Origin of the sequence: Streptomyces sp. cmx-4-9 (assembly GCF_046548835.1) — a bacterium.
In the GTDB taxonomy this organism is placed as follows: Bacteria; Actinomycetota; Actinomycetes; order Streptomycetales; family Streptomycetaceae; genus Streptomyces.
Map to the genome: position 1 here is coordinate 15,301 of NZ_JAEBEE010000007.1, position 22,408 is coordinate 37,708.

At 71.7% G+C, this 22,408-nt stretch carries 22 protein-coding genes and 1 tRNA gene; 10 read left to right on the top strand and 13 right to left on the bottom strand.

All coding sequences use genetic code 11. The features are described 5' to 3' along the window. Positions 1–173: 173 nt before the first annotated feature. The 3 genes from ACLJTM_RS21725 (at position 174) to ACLJTM_RS21735 (ending at position 3,565) form a co-directional block, all read left to right on the top strand. Positions 174–1,844, top strand: a complete 1,671-nt coding sequence (locus tag ACLJTM_RS21725) for an alkaline phosphatase D family protein (RefSeq protein ID WP_411105344.1) — start codon at positions 174–176, stop codon at positions 1,842–1,844. Positions 1,845–2,208: 364 nt separating this feature from the next. Beyond that, positions 2,209–2,841 (top strand): DedA family protein, encoded by a 633-nt coding sequence (locus ACLJTM_RS21730; protein WP_411105345.1) that lies wholly within the window; start codon positions 2,209–2,211, stop codon positions 2,839–2,841. Between the two features lie 208 nt (positions 2,842–3,049). Beyond that, the gene (locus ACLJTM_RS21735; protein ID WP_411105346.1) at positions 3,050–3,565 is read left to right on the top strand and encodes a hypothetical protein; all 516 of its coding nucleotides are present in this window, start codon (positions 3,050–3,052) and stop codon (positions 3,563–3,565) included. Positions 3,566–3,632: 67 nt separating this feature from the next. Here the strand turns inward: ACLJTM_RS21735 and ACLJTM_RS21740 are convergent, their stop codons facing one another. Further along, entirely contained in the window at positions 3,633–3,857 is a 225-nt protein-coding gene (locus tag ACLJTM_RS21740) for a DUF2277 domain-containing protein (protein WP_411105347.1), read from the bottom strand. 143 nt (positions 3,858–4,000) lie between these two features. On the opposite strand from ACLJTM_RS21740, the gene ACLJTM_RS21745 reads away from it, so the two are divergent. Further along, positions 4,001–4,075 carry a 50S ribosomal protein bL37 gene (locus tag ACLJTM_RS21745; protein WP_100661309.1) on the top strand — a complete coding sequence of 25 codons (75 nt, stop codon included), beginning with the start codon at positions 4,001–4,003 and terminating at the stop codon, positions 4,073–4,075. Positions 4,076–4,285: 210 nt separating this feature from the next. Here the strand turns inward: ACLJTM_RS21745 and ACLJTM_RS21750 are convergent. Further along, a tRNA-Val gene (locus tag ACLJTM_RS21750) sits at positions 4,286–4,360 on the bottom strand. 55 nt (positions 4,361–4,415) lie between these two features. On the opposite strand from ACLJTM_RS21750, the gene ACLJTM_RS21755 reads away from it, so the two are divergent. The 3 genes from ACLJTM_RS21755 (at position 4,416) to ACLJTM_RS21765 (ending at position 6,745) form a co-directional block, all read left to right on the top strand. Then, entirely contained in the window at positions 4,416–5,717 is a 1,302-nt protein-coding gene (locus tag ACLJTM_RS21755) for a hypothetical protein (RefSeq protein WP_411105348.1), read from the top strand. Positions 5,718–5,956: 239 nt separating this feature from the next. Beyond that, complete coding sequence (locus tag ACLJTM_RS21760) at positions 5,957–6,511, top strand: DUF4383 domain-containing protein (protein WP_411105349.1); 555 nt, start codon at positions 5,957–5,959, stop codon at positions 6,509–6,511. A 9-nt stretch (positions 6,512–6,520) separates the two neighbouring features. Next, positions 6,521–6,745, top strand: a complete 225-nt coding sequence (locus ACLJTM_RS21765) for an FmdB family zinc ribbon protein (RefSeq protein ID WP_411105350.1) — start codon at positions 6,521–6,523, stop codon at positions 6,743–6,745. Between the two features lie 142 nt (positions 6,746–6,887). On the opposite strand, the gene ACLJTM_RS21770 is transcribed toward ACLJTM_RS21765, so the two are convergent. From ACLJTM_RS21770 to ACLJTM_RS21785, 4 genes are read right to left on the bottom strand one after another with little or no spacing between them, the layout of a single operon-like run. Next, complete coding sequence (locus ACLJTM_RS21770; protein ID WP_411105351.1) at positions 6,888–7,547, bottom strand: O-methyltransferase; 660 nt, start codon at positions 7,545–7,547, stop codon at positions 6,888–6,890. Then, positions 7,544–8,374: an HAD family hydrolase gene (locus ACLJTM_RS21775; protein ID WP_411105352.1), complete on the bottom strand. Its 831-nt coding sequence runs from the start codon at positions 8,372–8,374 to the stop codon at positions 7,544–7,546. Before ACLJTM_RS21775 ends, ACLJTM_RS21770 begins: the two co-directional genes overlap by 4 nt. After that, positions 8,371–11,022 (bottom strand): phosphoribosyltransferase, encoded by a 2,652-nt coding sequence (locus ACLJTM_RS21780; RefSeq protein WP_411105353.1) that lies wholly within the window; start codon positions 11,020–11,022, stop codon positions 8,371–8,373. Before ACLJTM_RS21780 ends, ACLJTM_RS21775 begins: the two co-directional genes overlap by 4 nt. 12 nt (positions 11,023–11,034) lie before the next feature. Next, positions 11,035–12,201, bottom strand: a complete 1,167-nt coding sequence (locus ACLJTM_RS21785; protein ID WP_411105354.1) for an HpcH/HpaI aldolase/citrate lyase family protein — start codon at positions 12,199–12,201, stop codon at positions 11,035–11,037. Between the two features lie 194 nt (positions 12,202–12,395). On the opposite strand from ACLJTM_RS21785, the gene ACLJTM_RS21790 reads away from it, so the two are divergent. Continuing rightward, positions 12,396–13,196, top strand: a complete 801-nt coding sequence (locus ACLJTM_RS21790) for a TerD family protein (protein ID WP_411105355.1) — start codon at positions 12,396–12,398, stop codon at positions 13,194–13,196. A gap of 160 nt (positions 13,197–13,356) precedes the next feature. Here the strand turns inward: ACLJTM_RS21790 and ACLJTM_RS21795 are convergent, their stop codons facing one another. The 6 genes from ACLJTM_RS21795 to ACLJTM_RS21820 all read right to left on the bottom strand — a co-directional run bounded on the left by ACLJTM_RS21795 (position 13,357) and on the right by ACLJTM_RS21820 (position 17,837). Further along, entirely contained in the window at positions 13,357–14,097 is a 741-nt protein-coding gene (locus tag ACLJTM_RS21795; protein ID WP_411105356.1) for a Tellurium resistance, read from the bottom strand. 103 nt (positions 14,098–14,200) lie between these two features. Then, positions 14,201–15,316, bottom strand: coding sequence for a DUF475 domain-containing protein (locus tag ACLJTM_RS21800; RefSeq protein WP_411105357.1), 1,116 nt, complete (start codon positions 15,314–15,316; stop codon positions 14,201–14,203). Positions 15,317–15,341: 25 nt separating this feature from the next. Then, the gene (locus tag ACLJTM_RS21805) at positions 15,342–15,917 is read right to left on the bottom strand and encodes a TerD family protein (protein WP_411105358.1); all 576 of its coding nucleotides are present in this window, start codon (positions 15,915–15,917) and stop codon (positions 15,342–15,344) included. Positions 15,918–16,094: 177 nt separating this feature from the next. After that, a complete protein-coding gene (locus tag ACLJTM_RS21810) occupies positions 16,095–16,670 on the bottom strand; it encodes a TerD family protein (RefSeq protein WP_030711348.1) in 576 nt (191 codons plus the stop codon). A 129-nt stretch (positions 16,671–16,799) separates the two neighbouring features. Continuing rightward, positions 16,800–17,258, bottom strand: coding sequence for a peroxiredoxin (locus ACLJTM_RS21815; protein ID WP_401243671.1), 459 nt, complete (start codon positions 17,256–17,258; stop codon positions 16,800–16,802). Positions 17,259–17,408: 150 nt separating this feature from the next. Further along, the gene (locus tag ACLJTM_RS21820) at positions 17,409–17,837 is read right to left on the bottom strand and encodes a DUF3052 domain-containing protein (protein ID WP_362049849.1); all 429 of its coding nucleotides are present in this window, start codon (positions 17,835–17,837) and stop codon (positions 17,409–17,411) included. 450 nt (positions 17,838–18,287) lie between these two features. Between ACLJTM_RS21820 and aceE the strand changes: the two genes are divergently transcribed. Together aceE and ACLJTM_RS21830 are read left to right on the top strand one after the other, a co-directional pair. Continuing rightward, on the top strand, positions 18,288–21,020 hold the full coding sequence (gene aceE, locus ACLJTM_RS21825; protein ID WP_411105359.1) for a pyruvate dehydrogenase (acetyl-transferring), homodimeric type: 2,733 nt from the start codon (positions 18,288–18,290) through the stop codon (positions 21,018–21,020). Between the two features lie 93 nt (positions 21,021–21,113). Beyond that, entirely contained in the window at positions 21,114–21,920 is an 807-nt protein-coding gene (locus tag ACLJTM_RS21830; protein ID WP_411105360.1) for a potassium channel family protein, read from the top strand. Here the strand turns inward: ACLJTM_RS21830 and ACLJTM_RS21835 are convergent. Then, positions 21,901–22,296, bottom strand: coding sequence for a peptidase inhibitor family I36 protein (locus tag ACLJTM_RS21835; RefSeq protein WP_411105361.1), 396 nt, complete (start codon positions 22,294–22,296; stop codon positions 21,901–21,903). The two genes, ACLJTM_RS21830 and ACLJTM_RS21835, sit on opposite strands and share 20 nt — an antisense overlap. Between the last annotated feature and the right edge of the window lie 112 nt (positions 22,297–22,408).

Sequence of the window (22,408 nt, forward strand, 5' to 3'; positions counted from 1 at the left end):
CGAGAAGAACGGGAGGAGGGGACGAGGCGAGGCGAGGCGGGACGGGACGGGACGGGACGGGCGGATGGGAACGGAACGACAAAGCTCCCCCAACTCTCCCCCGTCAGGGGGAGGCGTCCCTCCCCTCCCCCGTCGTACCGTGATCACAGGGGACACGATCGAGGGGGAGTCTCATGGCCGGACTGCGGCTGGGACCACTGCTGCGCCACGTCGACTGGGACACGGGCGGTTCGGCCACGCTGTGGGTCGAGGCCGACCGCCCGTGCACGGCCGAGGTGCGGTGCGCGGACGGGGCGGGCGGCAGCGTGCGCACCTTCCAGATAGAGGGCCACCACTATGCCCTCGTCCAGGTCACCGGCCTGACTCCGGGCACCACCACGGAGTACGAGGTGTTGCTCGACGGCGCCCCGGTGTGGCCGCTGCCCGACAGCGGCTTCCCGCCGAGCACGATCAGCACCCCTGCCCCGTCCGGCCCTGGGCGGCCAGCGCCCGGGCTGCGGGTCACGTTCGGCTCCTGCCGGCAGGCCGTACCGCCGCCGGGCCGGCACGGGCCGCACGGCCCGGACGCCCTGGACACCCTCGCGGCGCAGTTGGCCGCCGACCCGGAGGCGGTGCGCCCGGACCTCCTGCTGCTGCTGGGCGACCAGGTGTATGCGGACGCGCTGTCGCAGGAGACCCGGCGGTGGCTGGCGGCCCGGCGGGACCTGCGGGAGGCACCCGGAGCCCAGGTCGCGGACTACGAGGAGTACACCCGCCTCTACTACGAGTCCTGGCTGGACCCGGAGATCCGCTGGCTGCTGTCGACGGTGCCGAGCCTGCAGATATTCGACGACCACGATGTGATCGACGACTGGAACACGAGCGCGTCGTGGCTGGCGGAGATACGGGCGACGCCGTGGTGGCGGGAGCGGATCCTCAGCGGGCTGATGTCGTACTGGGTGTATCAGCACCTCGGCAACCTCTCGCCCGCCGAACTGGAGTCCGACGCGCTGTACGGGGCGGTGCGCGACGCCCCGGACGGTACGGACCTGCTGCGCACCTTCGCTGCGCGGGCCGATGCCGATCCGAGCACGGTGCGGTGGAGCTACCGGCGTGACTTCGGGCGCAACCGGCTGCTGATGGTGGATACCAGGGCGGCTCGGGTCCTGGCCGAGGACGGGCGGGCGATGCTCGACCCGGCCGAGCAGCAGTGGCTCCGGGACAATGCACTGGCGGGGCACGGGAGTTACGACCACCTGTTGATCGGGTCCTCGCTGCCCTGGCTGATGCCTCCGCTGATCCACGACGCCGAGGCGTGGAATGCGGCGCTGTGCCGCGGTGAGCGGGGGCCGCGCTGGGCGCGGATCGGGGAGGATTTGCGGCGGCGCAGCGATCTGGAGCACTGGGCGGCGTTCCCGGCCTCGTTCGCGGCGCTCACGGACCTGATCGAGGAGGTCGGGACGGGTCCGCGGGCCCCGGCGACGGTGTGCGTGCTGTCGGGAGACGTGCACCACGCGTATGTGGCCGAGCCGCGGATACCGAGTACGGCGCGGGTGTTCCAGCTGACGTGCTCCCCGGTGCACAACTCCATCCACACGGCGGTGAAGTGGGGTTTCCGGCTGGGCTGGTCGCGGACGGGACGGTGGCTGGGGCGCGCCTTCTCCCGACACGGCCGGACGGGCCGGCCGCCGGTGAGCTGGCGGCGTACGGGAGGGCCGTGGTTCGGGAACCAGCTGATGACGCTGGCGCTGGCGGGGCGTACGGCGCAGCTGCGGCTGGACCAGGCGCACAAGGAGCGCAAGCGCGCCACGTTGGTGACGGTCCTGGACCGGGACCTGACCGCTCCGGATCCGGTGGCGGAGTAGGCGGCCGGGGAAAAGGCGTACGCGGCGGAGCCGGGGCGGCAGCCGGGCAGCAGTTCGCAGCAGCCCGGAGGCACTGCAGGACCACACCACCCGAGGCGAGACGAGTCGATACGAGACGACGCGTAGGGACGGCGGGGGCGGGGCGGGGGCGGGGGGATGGCGAAGGTCCGGGATGCCGTCGTGAAGGCGGTTCTCACGGCGCTCGGCCTGCCGGCCGCATGCGGGGGCGCAGGGGCGGCCCCCGGGGGTCCGGTGGGTGGACGCCGGGCGTACTCTGTGAGGCTGTCAAGCCGCTCCTGCCGCTCCCCCGCGACGTCGCGGCGCTTCGTGCCGCTGAACGTCAACCGGACTGGGGAGTCCCGCTTTGTTTGAGACGCTGGGTGCGCTGACCACGAGCCCATGGATCTACGCCGTGGTGGCGGTGTCCATCGTGCTCGACGTCTTCCTTCCGGTGCTGCCGAGCGGGGTTCTGGTGATCACCGCGGCTGCTGCTGCGGCAGCAGCGGGAGCTGCCGGGCCGGTGCCGGTGCCCGCCCAGGTCCCGGACATCCTGGCGCTGCTCGTCATCGCCACGACCGCCTCCGTCCTGGGTGACATGGCCGCGTACCGGCTGGGGCGGCGCGGCGGGGCCCGCCTGGACCGGGCCATCGCGCGTTCGCGTCGGCTGACGCGGGCCCACGAGCGCCTCGGAACGGCCTTGGCCCGGGGTGGCGGCGCGCTCGTGGTGATCGCCCGCTTCGCTCCGGCGGGGCGGTCCGTGGTGTCCCTCGGCGCGGGCAAGACCCATCGCACGGTGATGGAGTTCCTGCCGTGGTCGGTCCTGGCGGGCATGGCCTGGGCGGGCTACAGCGTGGGCCTGGGCTATTTCGGTACGCAGTGGCTAGGCACCCAGTGGCTCGGTACCGCGCTGTCGCTCGTCGCCTTGTTCGCGGCGGGCGCCCTGGCGGCCTTCCTCGTACGGCGTCCGCCGCCGGCGGCAGCCTCCCCGGCGTCGTAGCCTCCCCGGCGTCGTAGATCGGCCACGCCGGGCGGGGCGGGCAGCGGCGCGGTCGGGTCCCCCGGGCGGAGCAGTGCCTTCACCCGTTCACCCGGCCCCGATCGCCCCGGCCGGGCCGGGCTCCTAGCGTCCTGAGCACGGTGCGCAACCGAACCGCGTCACATCCGTGCCCTGGCCGCGCCGTTCGAGGAGCCAGAGGAGTTCTCTCATGCCCGCCACGACGCACGCAACGCCCCCCGCCGTGTCCGGCCGTCTGCTGAGGGTCGCGGCGACGGCCTTCATCGTCGCCGCCGCCATGCCCGCCACCGCCGGCACGGCCTACGCCGCCCCGACCGCTTCCGTCTCCCCCAACACGGTCGCGCCGGGCGGACGCGTCGGCCTGGACATCTCGGGCTGCGGCACGAGGACCGGCAGGGCCACGTCCACCGCCTTCGGCGACGTGCAGCTGACCCCGGGCAACGCGCAGGCCACCAACCTGTTCGGCAACGCCACCGTCTACAACAACGCCAGCCCCGGCACCCACCGCGTGACCTTCGAGTGCGGCGGCGCGGGAGGCCAGCGCGTCACCGTATCGCTGCAGGTCATCATCGGGGCGGCGCGTGGCGGTACGGGTGGCAGCGTCGGCTCGGTCAGCACGGGGCAGGTCGCCGTGGGCGGCGCGCTCGCCGCGAGCGCGCTCGGCGCCGGGGTGTGGCTGCTGCGCCGCCGCTCCCAGGCGGCCTGACCCCGCGCACGCGCACGACCCACCCGGCCCCCGCCACCGCGCAGAACGGGCGGCAGGGGCCGCGCCGTCACACGGCGGCGCTCTGGCCCCGCACGTGCACCCCTTCGAGCAGCACACGGGTGGCTTCGGCGACGGCGTCCACGGCGTCCTCGAACACCTCGCGGTTGTGCGCGGCGGGAGCCCGGAAGCCGGACACCTTGCGCACGTACTGCAGCGCGGCGGCGCGGATCTCCTCCTCGGTGGCCTTCTCGGGGATGGCGGGCGGGCGAAGGGTCTTAATGGAACGGCACATGCTCCCACTATCGCGCTCGGGCCCCGCGCACGGCACCACCCGGACCGGACGCCTTCATGACCAGGCCCTTCTGATGCGACCCCCGCGGCCGGAACCTAGACTGGCGAAGGCCCTGCAGTTCCCGCACGAGGGAGAGGTGCACCATGGCCAAGCGAGGCAACAAGCGGCGCGCCCGCAAGAAGAAGAAGGCCAACCACGGCAAGCGCCCCAACGCCTGACGCAACCGGCCCTCCGCCCACCAGGACCGGGGGCCTCCACACCCCGACAGCGAACCCCACCCCGAGCAACACCCGCGCACCCCACCCCCCTTGGGCAGCACGGACCGGCACGTGAAGAACCGCCCGGCCGCACCCGCTGGCTGGTGGCTGGCCGCCGCCGCAGAGGGACGCCAGAGGCCCCCAACCGTGACCGGTTGGGGGCCTTTTCGCTGGTGGGCGTGGACGGTTTCGAACCGCCGACATCTGCTTTGTAAGAGCAGCGCTCTACCCCTGAGCTACACACCCGTGGATGAGTGGACAGCCTACATGGGGGTCCCGGCCCCCACGCAAACCCGTTCCCGTGGGGGAGAATGGAGCGGGGCACGAGCGGACGACGCGGCACGGGAGAGGGATTGTGACGACGGCATCCCGGCGGTGGTTCGGTGGGCGGGACGAGAGTCGGCGGGCGGATGCGCAGGCGGCGAAGGATGCCGCTGCTGCCGCGTTCTACGAGTTGGACACCGCGCAGCGGGACCTGCGGATCTCGGTGGAGACGATCGTCGCGGCGGACGGGTCGCCCGCCGCGCGGCAGGCGGCCGACGGGTTCGGGGCGCTCGGGCAGCGCATCGACCAGGTCAGCCACGTGTACATCGAGGCGGTGGATGCGTATGACCTGGACCGTCCCGAGCTGGAGGCCTCGGTGGCGGCGCGGGCCGTGCAGCAGCTGACCCGGGCGCGGGACGAGCTGATACGGGTGAAGGCGGAGCTGGACCGGTACGCGCTGGGGTTGCAGCCGTTGCTGGACAAGGCCGAGACGCAGCTGGCGCGGGTGGCTCCGGCGCGGGAGCGGGCGCGGGCGGCTCTGCTGGCGGCGAGTGAGGCGTTGGACGGGGCGCGGGCCCAGGGGTTGCGGGCCGATGAGCTGGCGGCGCGGCTGGCGGCGCTGGGGCCGGAGCTGACGCTGCTCAACCAGGGCGCCGCGGCGCACGGTGTGCAGGCGACGGTGCAGCGGGCCGACCGTATCCTGCGGGACGCCGAGGCGGTACGGGCGGAGGCCGCGCGGCTGCCGGAGCGGGCGGCGGAAATCGACCGGCGGCTGGTGAGCCTGCGGACGCGGGCGCAGGCGCTGCGCCATCGGGCGGACCGGGTGGATCCGGTGCTCAGCGAGTTGCGGCGGAGGTTCAGTGCGGCCTGCTGGCAGGACCTGCAGCAGGTGCCGGACGAGGCGGTACGGGATGTGGCGCGGGCCGAGGAGGCCTTGCGAGACGCGTCGCGGGCGCGGGAGGAGCAGCGCTGGGAGGCCGCGGGGGCGTTGATCGAGGCGGTCCGGAGTTCGCTGGACGCGACCGATGAGGCGGTGTCGGCGGCGCAGGACCGGCTGACGCGGCTGGAGGCGGTGGCGTGGGATCCGCGGGCGGAGGTGGACCGGACCCGGTTCGCGATCCGGGATGCGCAGCGGCTGGCGATGGCGGGCCGCAGCGTGCCCGATCCGCGGCACGCTCGTCCGCTGGACGAGGCGGTGGCGCGGGTGGAGCGGGCGACGGCCGGGCTGGAGGGGCGCCACCCGGACTACTGGGCTTTCCTGCTGGAGATGGAGGACGTCCGGGTCGCGGTGAACCGGGTGGTGTCGGAGATCAGGGAGCAGCTCGGCCACCCGAGCTGAGCTCTTCGTCGGTCCGGGCTGCCGGGCCGAGTTGTCGGGCCCGCCGGGGCGGCGGATGCTGGAAGGGCACGGAAGGGCATGGAAGGGCACGGAAGGGCGGGGAGGGCAGCCGTCCGGGCCGGTAGTCGTCCAGGCCGGTACCCGGCCGGCCCCCACTGCACCGAAGCAGCCGACACCGCCCGGCGCCCGGCCCCCGGACGGGCCGGAGCAGGCCGGACCGGACGGACCGAGGAGGCGGTATGGCTTCCCACGCGGCTTCGCACATGCGTCGGCGCCGGCCGGTCACGGCCCGGCTGGACGAGGCGCTGCCCGTCGACCACAAGCTCAGCCGGGTCTACCGGGTGGGGGCGGGGCTGACCGGGCTGCTTCTGGTGGTGTTCGGGATTCTCGGGCTGGTGGACCGGATCGGGTTCTTCGACACCGGCGGGGACACCGTCCTGACGCTGAACACCAACGGCGCGCTGAGCGTCCTGTCGATCGTGGTGGGACTGCTGCTGTTCTCGGGGATGGTCGTGGGCGGGAACTTCGCCTCGACGCTGAACATCGTGCTGGGCGTGCTGTTCATCGCCAGTGGCTTCGTGAACCTCGCGCTGCTGGACACGGGGCTGAACTTCCTGGCGTTCAGGATTCCGAACGTGCTGTTCAGCTTCGTCGTCGGCGTGATGCTGATGTGGTTCGGCATGTACGGGCGGGTGGGCAGCGCCCTGCCGCACGACAACCCTTACTGGCGGGCCCGCCACCCCGAGCAGGCGGACCGGGAGCAACGCGCCCGTTCGGGCCGCAGGACGCTTTAGTCTGGCCGCATGCCTCGATACGAGTACCGCTGCCGCACCTGTGACGACACCTTTGAGGTCAGCCGGCCGATGGCCGAGTCCTCCGCGCCCGCCGACTGCCCCGCGGGCCACGCCGACACCGTGAAGCTGCTGTCCGCCGTCGCCGTGGGTGGCAGTGCGGGCGCCGGCAGCGCGCCCGCGCCCGCCATGGGCGGCGGGGGCGGCGGCTGCTGCGGTGGCGGCGGCTGCGGCTGACCGTCCCGGGCCCGGGCGGGGCGGCCCTCTCCGTCCCGGGCGCGGCGAGCCCTCCACGGCCCGTGCGGGGCGGGCGGCACGTCGGCCCGTCTCCGCTCCCGGTCCCGCCCTCCCGTTCCGTCTCGCCGGTGCCGGAGTGGGGCTAGATCCTGCGCGACAGGGTCAGGCCGTCCGAGATCGCCAGCAGGACGGAGTCCGTGCGGGGATCCGCGGCGACGTGGTCGTTGAAGGCGCGGACCCCGGCCGCCGAGCCGGTGGCCGACGCGTCGAGGACGGTGCCGTGGTACAGGGTGTTGTCGGTGACGATCAGTGCGCCGGGACGCATCCGCGGGACGAGTTCCTCCCAGTACGCGATCTGGTTCTCCTTGTCCGCGTCGATGTAGGCCAGGTCGACGTGGGGTGTGGCCGGCATGGCGCGGAGGGTGTCCAGGGCCGGGGCGATCCGCAGGTCGATGCGGTCCGCGACGCCCGCGGCCTCCCAGGCCCGGCGCCCGTACGCCGTCCACTCCTCGGAGACGTCGCAGGCGACGATCCGCCCGTCAGCGGGCAGGGCCTGGGCCATCGAGAGGGTCGAGAAGCCGGTGAAGGTGCCGATCTCGACGATGTGGCGGGCGCCGGTGAGGCGGACCAGGAACGCCAGCAGGGGGCCCTGCTCCTCGGCGGACTGCATGCCGGCGACGTCGGGGAACTTCTCGTAGGTGGTGGCCACCAGCTCCCGCTGGACCGCGTCCAGCGGGGGGTTGTGGTCGAGCATGTACCGGTACAGCTCGTCGGTGATCTTGGTGCTGTTGCCCTTGGTCATGCGCCCAGTGTGCCGAGCCGGGCCGCCTCGTGGGCGAATGCGCGGACGATCTCCTCGCCGGCGAGTACGCCGGGCGTCACCAGTGCGGTCACCGTCGGCGCCGTCCATCCGGCGTCGGCGAGTTCGCCGTGGCCCGGGCGCCAGCCCGCGTCCGCCGCCAGCAGCAGGTCGGCGTCGAGGAGGGAGTCGCCCGCGGCGAGGGTCGTGGTGGCGCCGGTGCGGCGGGCCACCTCGTACATGGCTGCGCTCTTGGTGAGCGGACGCGGAACGGCGTACACCTTGCGGCCCTGGAGGGAGACGGTCCAGCCCCGGGGCTCGGCCCAGGTCGTCAGGGACGCGAGCCATGCGTCGGGCAGCAGGGCGCGTTCGACGACGAGGTAGGCGAAGAGGTCCTCGGCGAGGCGCAGCTTGCGCAGCCAGGCCGGGTCGGCCGTCGCCAGCAGGTGGGCGTGGACTTCTTCCAGCGGGGCGCACTCCTGTGCGAGGCGGGCGTCGACCTGGCGCCGCCAGTCCCGGTCGGGGACGCCGTCGACGAGCAGCTGGCCGCCGTTCGCGCAGATCGCGTACGGGGCGGGGCGGCCGGGGAAGCGGATGCGCTGGTACTGCTTGCGGGTGCGGGTGGTCGTCGGGACGAAGACGACCGCGGGGTCGGCCGTCAGTTCAGCCAGCAGTGCGGCGGCCGTCTCCGTCATGTACGACAGCGGCTTGCTCTCGTGGACCTCGACGCACAGCAGCCGGGGGGCCACCGGGTCGGGCATGGTCAGGGCGAGGGCGGCCGAGGAGTAGATGAGCGTCCGGTCGAGGTCGCTGGCTATCAGGACAGTCACTTCGAGGCCACAGCCTTTCCGTCGGCGCCGGTGGCGCCGCGTGTGAACCGGGGGTGGATGAGTCCCACGCAGGTGTAGGGCAGCCCGTCGACCTCTTCCACCGGGACGCCGCGCTGCTCGGCGAGGAGGCGCACGTGGTCCAGGTCGGCGCCGGCGCCCCGCTGGGCGAGGATCTTCCACGGCACGCGGCGCAGCAGGACCCGGGTGGTCTCGCCGACGCCGGGCTTGACCAGGTTCACGTCGTGGATGCCGTACTCCTCGCTGATGCGTTCGACGGCCGCCCAGCCCTCCCAGGTGGGGGTGCGGTCGGCGGCGAGCAGTTCCTTGACCTCGTCGTCGACGGCTTCGGCGACCTCGTCGAAGTGGGCGGCGACGGCGGTGACGAAATCGGCGGAGACGTCGGCCCCGGCGAGTTCGCGGTAGAACTTCGCGCCGTGGAAGTCGTCGGGTCCGACCAGGTCGGACCTGAGAACCGTACGCGAGACGAGGCCGGAGACGGTGGAATTGAGACAGGCCGAGGGGATGAGGAAGTCCTCGCGGGTGCCGTACGTCTGCACGCAGGAGCCGGGGTCGGCGAGGACGACGATGTCGGGGTTGAAGCCCTCGAACGCGCCGAGGGCCTCGCGGAGCTCGCGGGTGATGGCGCCCTTGCCGGTCCAGCCGTCGACGAAGACGATGTCGGCGGGGTCGTGGTGGGCGGCGAGCCAGCGCAGGGCGTTGGCGTCGATGCCGCGGCCGCGCACGATCGACACGGCGTAGTGCGGCAGGTCCAGACCGTGACGGGCGCGGGCCCAGCGGCGCATGAGCACGCCGACGGGGGTGCCGGCGCGGGCCAGGGAGACCAGGACCGGGGAGGGGGTGCGTTCGGCCAGGACGGTCTCGGTGACGGTGCCGACGGCCCGGGCGACGCGGGCGGCGGAGGCGGCCAGGGCGCTGTTGTAGAGCTCCTGGTACTGGGGGGACGGCTGGTATTCGACGGGCAGCGATTCGGCGTAGTGGGCGCCGCCCGCCTGGATCGCCTCCTCGCGTTCCTCGGTGGGCGCCTCCAGCTCGACGTCGGAGAAGTCCTGGAGGAGCCAGCCGACGTCCTCGGGTGCGTACGAGGAGAAGGCGGGTCCGCGCAGGGGCTCGGTCATGATCGGCTCCCGCCGGTCGGGTACGTCGGGTACGTCGGGTACGTCGGGCGTGTAGGACGGTACGACGGCCAGCAGGACCCGGCCGGTGTGCGGGGCGAGGGCGGTGAGCAGGCCGCTGTGCAGGGCGGGGGTGTCCGCGACGGAGTCGACGACGGCGACGACGGTGTCGAAGCGGGCGTCCGGCGCGGCGGCGCGCACGTTGTAGGCGTAGCGGTCGCCGGGGCCGTCGGCGGGATCGTCGTGGGCGGGGAAGACGAGCCGGGTGCGGATGGCGTAGCCGGGGTCGTCCACGGCGAGCACGGGTGAGCGGGTGGTGGTGGAGAAGCGCACCTCGCGGGCGGCGCCCCGCTCCTCCAGGGCCTTGGCGAGGCGCAGGGGCGCGTACATCAGCTCTTCGCTGCCGAGGACGAGGACCCTTCCGGCCCCGGTGCCCAGCGCGTCCGCGAGGCGGCCGGCCATGGCGGGCAGGGCCGCTTCGAGGGCGGCGCGGTGGGCGGGGGTGAAGCCGTGCCGTCCGCCGTCGGGCAGGCCGGCGGGCCAGCCGAGGGCGACGCGCTCGCAGACGGCCCCGGACCCCGCCGAAGCCCCGCTCGCGGAGGCCCCGACCTCAGCGGCCTGGTCCTGGCCGGCGGCCGGACCCTGGTCAGCAGCCGGGCCCCGGTCAGCGGCCCGGCCCTGCGCGGCAGCGGCCCGGCCCTGCGCGGCAGCAGTCCGGCCCTGCGCGGCAGCAGCCAGGTCCTGCGCGGCGGCGGGCGGTGCGGTCGGCTGCCGGGTCTCGTACTCCTCGACCAGGGCCTGCCCCTTGGCCAGGACCCCCTCGGGCAGTCGGACCGTGCCCGAGGCGAGGGCGATCAGGTCGACGCGGGCGCCGAGCCCGGCGGCGAAGGCCGTGAGCCGGTCCCGGTCGGCCGCGGAGCGCATGTCGACGAGGGCCACGACCACGTAGTGCGGGCGGGGGTGGCGGGCGTGCAGGTCGCGGATGGTGTTCAGGACGGTGCTGCCGGTGGAGAACTCGTCGTCGACCAGGACCAGCGGCCCGCTGCCCGCGAGCAGGCGGGGGTCCTCGGGGAGCAGCAGGTGCGAGGTGGCGTGGGAGTGGGCCTCCTCGAAGCCGCCCGCGGGCTCCACGCCCGGCACCGGCCGGCGGGTGGAGTGCAGGTAGGGGGCGGGGCCCAGGCCGTCGGCGACGCAGTGGCCGAGCCCGGTGGCGGTCTCGGCGTAGCCGAGGACCACGGCGCGGGCGGCCTGCTCGGGGCCGAGGAGGGCCCGGACCCGTTCGCCGAGCCCGTACCCGGCGGCGTACACGGTCCGCGGGGACTGCGGGACGTGCTTGCCCAGCACCTGCGAGACGAGCAGGTGCGCCCGTTTGGGGTTGCGGCGCAGCCCCAGCCCGAGGAGGTCCGCGAGGCGGGGCGCGCCCGGTGCGGCGGCGGCCTCCTCCAGGCGGACGCCCAGCCGGTCCGCGACCCAGGTTCCCGACCACACTGCTTCGATCGTCTTGCCCTTCTTCATCGGTTCACCGGCTCATACGTGGAGTCCGGCCGTGAGGAGGTCGACGAAGCCGACCTCCTCCTTCGCCACACCGAAGACCTCGGCGCGCAGCATGGTGCGCTCGGCCCAGGCGCGGTGGGGCTTCACTTCGTTCATCTTGTTCGTGTAGGCGGAACGCATGACGCCGCCGCCGCCGCGTTCGGGGCGCAGGATGTCCTGCGCGTCGCTGAACTCCTCGTGGGAGACGACGGACAGGGCGTGCACGGGGGTGACGTGCGCGGGGTGGATGCAGGTCTTGCCGAGCAGTCCGTTGGCCCGGTCGAGTTCGATCTCGCGCAGCAGTCCGTCCAGGTCGTGCTCGATGAGGGCGGTGCGCAGTTCCTCGACGCCCTCCTCCAGGAAGGGGCTGCGGCGCAGCTGGGGCTTGAAGAGGCGCTGCTGGCTGCGGAAGTACTCCCACACCGGGCCGGTGACGGTGAAGCCGGTGCCGTCGGCGCGGCTGAGCACGTTCACGACGTCCGCGATGACGCCGGCGACGATCTGGACGTCGTAGGCGGTCATGTCGGGGGTGCGGCGCAGGCCGTACGCGGAGCAGAAGTCGGTCACGCCGAGCCGCAGGGCCAGGACCCGCTCGCGGTAGGCGTTGACGGTGCGCGAGATGCCGGCGAGGGCTTCGACGCGGGTCTCCAGGTGGAGGAGCTCGGGGGTCTCCAGTACCGGCATGGCGTACAGGCCGGCGTGGCTGCCGGAGATCTCGGCGTCGGCGACGGCGTCGAGGAAGGCGATACCGCGCTTCTCATCGAATTTGGGTAGGACGAATCCGGCCAGTTTGCGGGCGGAGCCGCCCAGGCGCCGCACGAGGTCGGGTATCTGCTCGGGGGTGCGCACCCGGATGAAGAGGAGCGGGAGCTCCTCGGTGTCCTCGTCGAGGGCGGCGAACTGTCGGACGAGGTTCTCCTCGGCCCCGTCGACGTCGCCGTCGCTGATGGAATCCTCCAGGCAGAGGACCATGGAGACGACTCCGCGGGCGGCCTGCTTGCGGATGTCAGCGGCGAGCTGGGGGCGGGTGGCCGGGCTGTAGAGGGTGGCGCCGAGGGCGGCCGCGAGGATGCGGGCCGGGGAGGTTGCGGTGAACTCGGCAGGCTCCTGGTGGAAGAGGTCCTTGCGGACGGTGGGCGATATGTGCCCGAAGTGACGCATGTGCTTCCCCCGTACTGCCTCGGCGGCCCAACTGGCGTGGCCGGTAATAGTACGTACGAACGTAAGTCAAGAGTTCCTCAAGCACATGAAGTTCAGGTAACCCTCTTGCACCATGCCCAGGTCTCGCGTTCGATACAAGGCCCTACGGGGGGCCGCATTGTCCCGCTCCACCCCGGGAGGGCAGGATGACGGGCATGACGCACGCGATGCAGAAGGGCTCGAACATCCCGGTGTCCGCCGTGGCGGTCCGGGCGGTGCTGCGCTGGACCGACGGCCCCGACGTACCGGACGTGGACGCCTCCGCGCTGCTCGTCGGCCCGGACGGCCGGGTGCGCTCGGACGAGGACTTCGTCTTCTACAACCAGCCCCGCCACCCTTCGGGAGCGGTGTGGCGCCTGGGCAAGAAGCAGCTGGGCGACGGGGTCACCGATGCCGTCCAGGCCGATCTTCGGGCCGTGACCGCGGCGGTGGACCGGATCCTGGTGGTCGCCTCGGCCGAGGACGTCCCCTTCGAACGCGTGCACGATCTGCGCATCCTGCTCTACGACGCCACCGGCAGCGGCGGCTCCGAACCGCTCGCCTACTTCGACGTCCGGCCCGAGACCGGCGCCGAGACGGCGCTGATCTGCGGAGAGCTGTACCGCCGAGGCGAGGGGTGGAAGTTCCGCGCGCTCGGCGAGGGCTACTCCGACGGCCTGGTGGGACTGGCGACCGACCACGGGATCTCGGTCGACGAGAACGCCCCGCAGACCGGCTCCGGGTCCGCCGGGAGCCCGGCGGCGGGTGGGCCGACCGCGGAGCAGACGGCCGCGATGGCCCCGCCCGCGCCACGCACCGCACCCGCGCCCCGCACCGCACCGGCGCCGCCTACCCAGGCCCCGCCCACCGCGCCGCCCGCCTACGGGTACCCGCAGCCGGTGTCCCCGCCGCCCGGGCCGGGCGGCGACCCGGCCTTCCGGCTGCCGGTGCAGGGCCCCCAGTTCATCCGGCGCTGACCGCCCCGGGTACGGCGGCTGCCCGCCCCCGGGCACGGCGGCTGCCCGCCCCCGGGTACGGCGGCGCCCGCCGCACCGGGGCCCGGCCTCCCACGCCCGGTCAGGCGCACCCCCGGGCGCGCTCCGGCGCCCCCGGGCTTCCCCAGCCGCCCCGGGCGCCTCAGGCCTTGGTGCTCTTGTAGCCCCTCCCCCACTGCAGGCCCCAGCCGTACAACCGGTCCAGCTCCGCCTGGAACCCGTACACGAACTTGACCTCCCGCCGCACGACCAGCTCGCCCTTGACCTTCTCCAGCGAGACCACCGCGCAGGAGCGGGCCTGCGGGTGCCGCTCGTCCAGCGGGATCTCGATCCGCGGGCCGGTGACCGGGAAGAGGGTCACCATGGCGTGCGTCCGGTCGAAGGCCGGGGTCTGGTCGTAGATGTAGACGAACACCAGCAGCCGCTTGATCTCGTCCGCGTGGTCGAGATTGACGTAGAGGGTCTCCCCGGACGCCGAACCGAACCGGTCGTCGCCGCTGAGCTTGACGAACGGCGGGTCGTTGAGATCGCCCAGCAGGTTCCCCAGCGGCTGGACCGCGCCCCGGGTGCCGTCGGCCAGCTCGTAGAGGCAGCCCATGTCCAGGTCGACATTGACCATGCCCTGGGTGTGCGCCTGCACCATGTCCGGCTTGAAGAGCTTGAACGGGTGCCGGAACAACTGGCCGCTCTGCCCGGAACGGCCGCTGATGTCCGAGGTGCGCATCCGCCAGGAGAGGTTCACGCGCAGGTTGCCGTGGACCGCCCCCTGTTTGGTGAGCGACACCGTCGGATGTCGTTTGGTCAGCTCGATCGCGTTCGACGAGGCGCTGCCCGACTGGAACTGCACGGCGCGGCTGCCCAAGATGCCGTCGAAGAAGCCCATCCCTACCCCCCTGCTGCGTACGTACGGAAAAGCGGGGCGGCCCGCCCGGTCCGAGGACCCGGTGGGCCGCCCCGCACAGGAGCGTTCCGCATTAACGGCGTGGTCATGCCTCGACGCGGAGACCCTGCTGTTCCAGGCGCTTGTTGCGGCGCACCGAGGACCAGAAGGACCAGCCGATCAGGACGACGCCGACGAGGCCGGTGATGACCTCGTTGATCTCGTACTGGATGGTGACGAGCAGGATCACGGCGAGCGCGCCGATGGCGTAGTGCGCGCCGTGCTCCAGGTAGACGTAGTCGTCGAGGGTGCCCTGGCGGACCAGGTAGACCGTCAGGGACCGGACGTACATGGCACCGATGCCGAGGCCGAGGGCCATGAGCACGATGTCGTTGGTGATGGCGAAGGCGCCGATGACCCCGTCGAAGGAGAACGAGGCGTCGAGGACCTCCAGGTAGAGGAACATGAAGAACGCGGCCTTGCCGGCCATGGCGACCGCCGTGACGGGCTTGCCGGACTTCTTGGCCTGCTCCTCGGCCTCGTGCTCGGCCTCCTCCTCTTCCTCCAGCTTGTTCTCGAAGTAGCCGGAGAGGCCGCCGACGACCATGTACGTGATCAGGCCGAGGACGCCGGAGATCAGGACCGTCTGCGCCTTGTCCACGTGGACCCCGCCGTGCTGGTGGGCGTGGGTGGCGAAGGTCATCGCCGTGATGACCAGGACGATCAGGGCGATGCAGGCGGACAGCATGTCGATCTTGCCGAGCTTGGCGAGCGGGCGCTCCAGCCACGCGAGCCACTTGATGTCACGGTCCTCGAAGATGAAGTCGAGGAAGATCATCAGCAGGAACATGCCGCCGAAGGCCGCGATGGACGGGTGGGCGTCCGTGACGAGCTGCTGGTACCTGTCCTTGTCGGAGAGGGCCAGGTCGACGGCCTCGATGGGCCCGATCTTGGCACTGATCGCGACGATCACGACGGGGAAGATCAGGCGCATGCCGAACACGGCGATGAGGACGCCGATGGTGAGGAAGATCTTCTGCCAGAAGGCATTCATCTTCTTCAGGATTCCGGCGTTGACCACCGCGTTGTCGAAAGACAGCGAGATCTCGAGGACCGTCAGGATCGCCACGATCCCGAACGCCTGCCACCCCCCGTAGAACACCGCTGCGACCAGACCGAGCGCAGTGATTGCGAACGACCAGCCGAAGGTTTTGAGAACCACTGGCACCCCATCGTCTTGTACGGCTTTACGAAACGTTGACCCCGAAGTCTAGAGCGATGCCCCTGAGGCCCGACGCGTACCCCTGCCCCACCGCCCGGAACTTCCATTCGCCCCCGTACCGGTAGACCTCGCCGAAGATCATCGCGGTCTCGCTGGAGGCGTCCTCGGAGAGGTCGTAGCGGGCCAGTTCCTGGCCGTCGGCCTGGTTGACCACACGGATGAAGGCGTTGCTGACCTGGCCGAAGCTCTGCCGGCGGCTGTCCGCCTCGTGGATCGAGACCGGAAAGACGATCTTGTCCACACGGTCCGGGACCTTGGTGAGGTCGATGATGATCGACTCGTCGTCGCCCTCGCCCTCACCGGTGAGGTTGTCCCCCGTGTGTTCGACGGAGCCCTCGGGGCTCGTGAGGTTGTTGTAGAACACGAAGTACTCGTCCCCCAGCACCCGGCCGCTGCTGCACAGCAGCGCGCTCGCGTCGAGGTCGAAGTCGGCTCCCGTGGTCGAGCGTGCGTCCCATCCGAGTCCGATCAGAACCCGGGTGAGGTTCGGTGCGGCCTTGGAGAGGGAGACATTGCCCCCCTTGGCGAGTGTGACGCCCATGATGTTGGTCCTCCCCGGACGACGGTGTGGCTGGAGCACTGGAACGGGTACGGCGGTGCGGCAGCAGTGAAGCGGTGCAGCAGTGCAGCGGACGGTTCGGCGCCGCGGACGGGCGCCAAAGCCGGTCCGGCGCCGTACACACAGTGCACGGCGCCGGACGGGTGGACTGCCTTCGGCTCAGACGTTGACGCCGAAGTCCTGCGCGATGCCGCGCAGGCCCGAGGCGTAGCCCTGGCCGATGGCGCGGAACTTCCACTCCGCACCGTTGCGGTAGAGCTCGCCGAAGACCATGGCGGTCTCGGTCGAGGCGTCCTCGGAGAGGTCGTAGCGGGCGAGCTCGCTGTTGTCGGCCTGGTTCACGACGCGGATGTACGCGTTGCGGACCTGGCCGAAGCTCTGCTGCCGGCTCTCCGCCTCGTAGATCGAGACCGGGAAGACGATCTTGGCGACATCGGCGGGGACGCCGGCCAGATTGACCTTGATCGCCTCGTCGTCGCCCTCGCCCTCGCCGGTGGTGTTGTCACCGGTGTGCTCGACGGAGCCGTCGGGGCTCTTCAGGTTGTTGAAGAAGACGAAGTTGGCGTCGCTGGCGACCTTGCCCTGGTCGTTGGTCAGGATGGCGCTGGCGTCGAGGTCGAAGTCGACACCGGTGGTGGTGCGAGCATCCCAGCCGAGACCGACGATGACCGCCGTCAGGTTAGGTGCGGCCTTGGTCAGCGAGACGTTGCCGCCCTTGCTGAGGCTGACTCCCACGGGTCCTCCATTGGGTGAATGTGTGGGGCGGGGCCCCCGTCGTGCACGTGCTACAGGATCAACGTTCCGATCCTAGTGACGGGTTCCCGCCTGGAGACGGTTTTCGCACGGAACCGTGCGGCGGGCACCTCAGAGGCTGTCGAGGGCCTTGATGTACTCGTTCAGGTCACGTGCGTCGGGCAGTCCGTTGACGACGCTCCAGCGGACCACGCCGTCCTTGTCGATGACGAAGGTGCCGCGGACCGCGCAGCCCTTGTCCTCGTCGAAGACGCCGTAGGCCCGCGAGGTCTCGCCGTGCGGCCAGAAGTCCGACAGCAGCGGGTACTCCAGGCCCTCCTGGTCCGCGAAGACCCGCAGGGTCGGCACGGAGTCGTTGGACACGGCGAGGAGCTGGACGTCGTCGTTCTGGAACCGCGGCAGCTGGTCGCGCAGCTCGCACAGCTCGCCGGTGCAGACGCCGGTGAAGGCGAACGGGTAGAAGAGCAGCACGACGGCCTTCTCCCCCCGGAAGTCCGAGAGCCGCACGGTGGCGCCGTGGTTGTCCTTGAGTTCGAAGTCCGGGGCCTTGTGGCCGACCTCGATCGCCATCTCCTGCTTCCCTTCGATCCTGCATCGCTGCGTTGGGCTGTTCGGGTGAGCCAACTCTAGGGACCGCTCCCCGGTGGTGCGAACGCGCACACCCCGCCGACCGGGGTCGACGGGGTGTGCGTACGTATCCGCTCGGCTGCGGGGCGCGGCTCAGCGCTTGGACTTGACGGCTGCCTTGGGCGTCACCAGCTTGGTGGCGGCCCACTCCTTGCCGACGGGGGCGCCCTTGGCCAGCGAGAGACCGGCGGTCTCCGCGGCTTCCTTGATGTCGCTGGCCTCGACGTAGCCGGGACGGCCCGTCTTGGGGGTCAGCAGCAGGATCAGTGCGCCGTCCTCGATCAGCTCGGTGGCATCGACCAGTGCGTCCGCCAGATCGCCGTCGTCCTCCCGGAACCACAGCAACACGGCGTCGGCGACGTCGTCGTAGTCCTCGTCGACGAGGTCGCCGACGAGCTCATCAACGACATCACGGAATTCCTGATCGACGTCGTCGTCGTAGCCGATCTCCTGGACCACCTGTTCGGACTGGAAACCCAGCCGGGCGGCCAGGTTCTCCGCGTGGTCCGCGGTCGCGCTCACGGGGTGCCTCCTGCTCATGTTCGGTGAATGTCTTCGGCGGCGCGCGTACGCGCAGCATTGGTCGTAGTCCACACGGGCGCGGCGGATCGCGCAAGTACCCGGCCGCCGAGACCGTCGAAACGGTGACGATTGCGGCCGTCTCGCCGCAACTTTCAGCCTCCCCGCATACGCCCGCGGTGATTCATCCCACACCATTTCATCTCATCGGACCTTGTCAGAGGACCATTGCAGCTGCTCGGGGGCCGAACGGCCTTACGAAATCACCGGCCGACTCGGGCGTAAGGTTGCGGTTTGCCCGCACCCTGCGGTCCTCCTCGCTCCCGGGCTCCCCGCTCACTCCAGGGATTACCCAGTGGTAAAGGTGACGATCGGGGCCGAGCGTAAGACCATGGGAGGCGGCGCACCCAGGTACGGCTTCGGCACGACTCCCCCCGACAGCGAAGGAACAGCGTGGCTTCCGCATCCGATCGCAATCCGATCATCATTGGCGGCCTGCCGAGTCAGGTCCCGGACTTCGATCCGGAGGAGACGCAGGAGTGGCTCGACTCCCTGGACGCCGCAGTCGACGAGCGCGGCCGTGAACGGGCCCGCTACCTGATGCTGCGGTTGATCGAGCGGGCCCGCGAGAAGCGCGTGGCCGTGCCCGAGATGCGCAGCTCGGACTACGTCAACACGATCGCCACGAAGGATGAGCCCTTCTTCCCGGGCAACGAGGAGATCGAGCGCAAGGTCCTGAACGCCACCCGGTGGAACGCGGCCGTGATGGTCTCGCGCGCCCAGCGGCCGGGCATCGGGGTCGGCGGCCACATCGCCACCTTCGCGTCCTCCGCCTCCCTCTACGACGTGGGCTTCAACCACTTCTTCCGGGGCAAGGACGAGGGTGACGGCGGCGACCAGATCTTCTTCCAGGGGCACGCCTCCCCCGGCATCTACGCCCGCGCCTACCTCCTGGACCGGCTCTCCGAGCAGCAGCTCGACGCGTTCCGGCAGGAGAAGTCGAAGGCGCCGTACGGGCTGTCCAGCTACCCGCACCCGCGGTTGATGCCGGACTTCTGGGAGTTCCCGACCGTCTCCATGGGCCTGGGTCCGCTGGGGGCGATCTACCAGGCCCGGATGAACCGGTACATGGAGGCGCGCGGGATCGCGGACACCTCCCGGTCCCACGTGTGGGCGTACCTGGGCGACGGCGAGATGGACGAGCCGGAGTCGCTCGGCCAGCTGTCGATCGCGGCCCGCGAGGGCCTGGACAACCTGACCTTCGTCGTCAACTGCAACCTGCAGCGCCTCGACGGGCCGGTGCGCGGCAACGGGAAGATCATCCAGGAGCTGGAATCCCAGTTCCGCGGGGCCGGCTGGAACGTCATCAAGCTGATCTGGGACCGCTCCTGGGACCCGCTGCTGGCGCAGGACCGTGACGGCATCCTGGTCAACAAGATGAACTCGACGCCGGACGGGCAGTTCCAGACGTACGCGACGGAGTCGGGCGCCTACATCCGCGAGCACTTCTTCGGCGGCGACCAGCGGCTGCGCGCGATGGTCGAGAACATGACCGACTACCAGATCCAGCACCTGGGCCGCGGCGGCCACGACCACAAGAAGGTCTACGCGGCGTACGCGGCGGCCAAGGCCCACAAGGGCCAGCCGACGGTGATCCTGGCGCAGACGGTCAAGGGCTGGACGCTGGGCCCGAACTTCGAGGGCCGCAACGCGACGCACCAGATGAAGAAGCTGACGGTCGACGACCTCAAGCGCTTCCGCGACCGCCTGCACATCCCGATCACGGACGCGCAGCTGGAGGGCGGCGCGCCGCCGTACTACCACCCGGGCCGCAACTCCCCTGAGATCCAGTACATGCACGACCAGCGCAGCGCGCACGGCGGTTACGTGCCGACCCGGGTGGTGCGCGCGAAGCCGCTGGAGCTGCCGGGCGACGCGGCGTACGCGGCGGCGAAGAAGGGGTCGGGGCAGCAGTCGATCGCCACGACCATGGCCTTCGTCCGCATCCTGAAGGACCTGATGCGGGACAAGGAGATCGGCAAGCGGTTCGTGCTGATCGCCCCGGACGAGTACCGCACCTTCGGCATGGACGCGTTCTTCCCGAGCGCCAAGATCTACAACCCGCTGGGCCAGCAGTACGAGGCCGTCGACCGCGACCTGCTGCTCGCGTACAAGGAGTCGCCGACCGGGCAGATGCTGCACGACGGGATCTCCGAGGCGGGCTGCACGGCCTCGCTGATCGCGGCGGGTTCGGCGTACGCGACGCACGGCGAGCCGCTGATCCCGGTGTACGTCTTCTACTCGATGTTCGGCTTCCAGCGCACGGGTGACCAGTTCTGGCAGATGGCCGACCAGTTGGCGCGCGGTTTCGTCCTCGGTGCGACCGCCGGGCGGACCACCCTCACGGGTGAGGGCCTGCAGCACGCCGACGGCCACTCCCAGCTGCTGGCGTCGACGAACCCGGGCTGTGTGGCCTACGACCCGGCGTACGGGTACGAGATCGCGCACATCGTCCGGGACGGCCTGCGGCGGATGTACGGGCCGCAGGCCGAGGACGTCTTCTACTACCTGACCGTCTACAACGAGCCGATCCAGCACCCGGCCGAGCCGGCCGACGTGGACGTCGACGGCATCCTCAAGGGCATCCACCGGGTGTCGGCGGGCGACGCGGGCGCGGTCGGGGCGCAGCTCCTGGCCTCGGGTGTGGCGGTGCCGTGGGCCCTGGAGGCGCAGCGCATCCTCGCCGCGGACTGGAACGTGCGGGCGGACGTGTGGTCGGCGACCTCCTGGAACGAGCTGCGGCGCGAGGCCGTCGCGGTGGAGGAGCACAACCTGCTGCACCCGGAGGAGGAGCAGCGGGTCCCGTACGTGACGCGCAAGCTCGCGGGTGCGGAGGGGCCGTTCGTGGCGGTGTCGGACTGGATGCGGTCGGTCCCGGACCAGATCTCGCGGTGGGTGCCGGGCCCGTACACCTCGCTGGGTGCGGACGGGTTCGGTTTCGCGGACACCCGCGGTGCCGCGCGGCGCTTCTTCCACATCGACGCGCAGTCGGTGGTCCTGGCGACGCTCACCGAGCTCGCCAAGGAGGGGAAGATCGACCGTTCGGTGCTCAAGCAGGCCGTCGACCGGTACCAGCTCCTCGACGTGAGCGCGGCGGACCCGGGCGCGGCGGGCGGCGACGCCTGACGCCTGCCGCGGCGGCGGGCAGGGCACGAGGGGCGCGGGTCCCGGCTTCGGCCGGGGCCCGCGCCCGTGCGCGGGGTGCCTACGATGCTCCGCATGAAGGAAGCATCCCGTCAGCTGCGGTGGGAGCGGCGGAGCCAGACGCCGCTGCTCGTGCTGGCCGTCACGTTCGCCGTCGCCTATGCGGTGCCCATCGTCGCCCCGGACGCGGACCCCGGTGTGCACCGGGCGTGCACCTGGGCGGAGTGGGGGGTGTGGGGTGCCTTCGCGGTCGACTACCTGGTGCGGCTGGGCCTGACGGCGGACCGCAGGCATTTCGTGCGCACGCACTGGCTGGACCTGGCGGCGGTGGTGCTGCCGCTGGTCCAGCCGCTGCGGCTGCTGCGGCTGGTGGCCACCTTGATGCTGGTGGGCCGGCGGGCGCGGATGGCTCCGCAGATCCGGCTGACGACCTATGTGGCCGGGGCGGTGGTGGGGCTGCTGATGTTCGGCTCGCTGGCGGTGCTGAGCGTGGAGCGGGACGCCCCCGAGGGGAACATCCGGAACCTGGGCGACGCGGTGTGGTGGTCCTTCACCACGATGACGACGGTCGGGTACGGCGACCACTCCCCCACGACCGGGCTGGGCCGGGTGCTGGCCGTGGGCCTGATGCTGTCGGGGATCGCGCTGCTGGGTGTGGTCACCGCGAACATCGCGGCCTGGTTCATCGCCCGTTTCGAGCGTGACGACCAGGCGGAGCGGCTGCAGCTGGCCGCCATCCGGGAGCTTCAGGAGGAGGTGCGGGCGCTGCGTGGCGAGGTCGCCCGGCTCGGCGGCGCGGAGGCGGTCCGTCCGGCCGGGGGCCGTGCGGACCTGGCGGGCGCCTCCGCGCCGTGCGCGCCGGCTACCGCTCCCACACCTTGAACGCCCTTACCTGGTAGGGCGATTGCGGCAGCCAGACCCCGTCGCCGGGGTAGGTCTGGAACTCGCCGGTCTCCGCGCATTCCGCGGACTGGTAGGTGGTGACCGGGCGGCCGGTGCGGTTGGTGAGGGACTGGGCGCTGGAGCCGGCCGGCAGCGCGGTGCAGCTGTTGATGTCCAGGGTGCTCAGCTCGTGGGTCTGGCGGGCGCCCTTGAACTCCGGCTTGGCCCACAGGCAGAGCTGGCCGGTGGCGCAGGAGCCGAGCGTCGGCGGGCCTGCGGCGTGCGCGTGGGTGGCGGTACTGGGGACGAGGGCGGTCAGCGCCAGCGCGGTCGCGGTGAGGACGGTGCTGAGGCGGGCGCGGTGACTCGTACGCATGACGGGTCAACTCCTGGTGGACGAAGGGTGCCCCGGGGTGTGCCGGGGCCTTGATGACACCACGCTGACCTGCGGTGACGGCCGGGCGGAAGGGGTCTCGGCGGGGTCCACC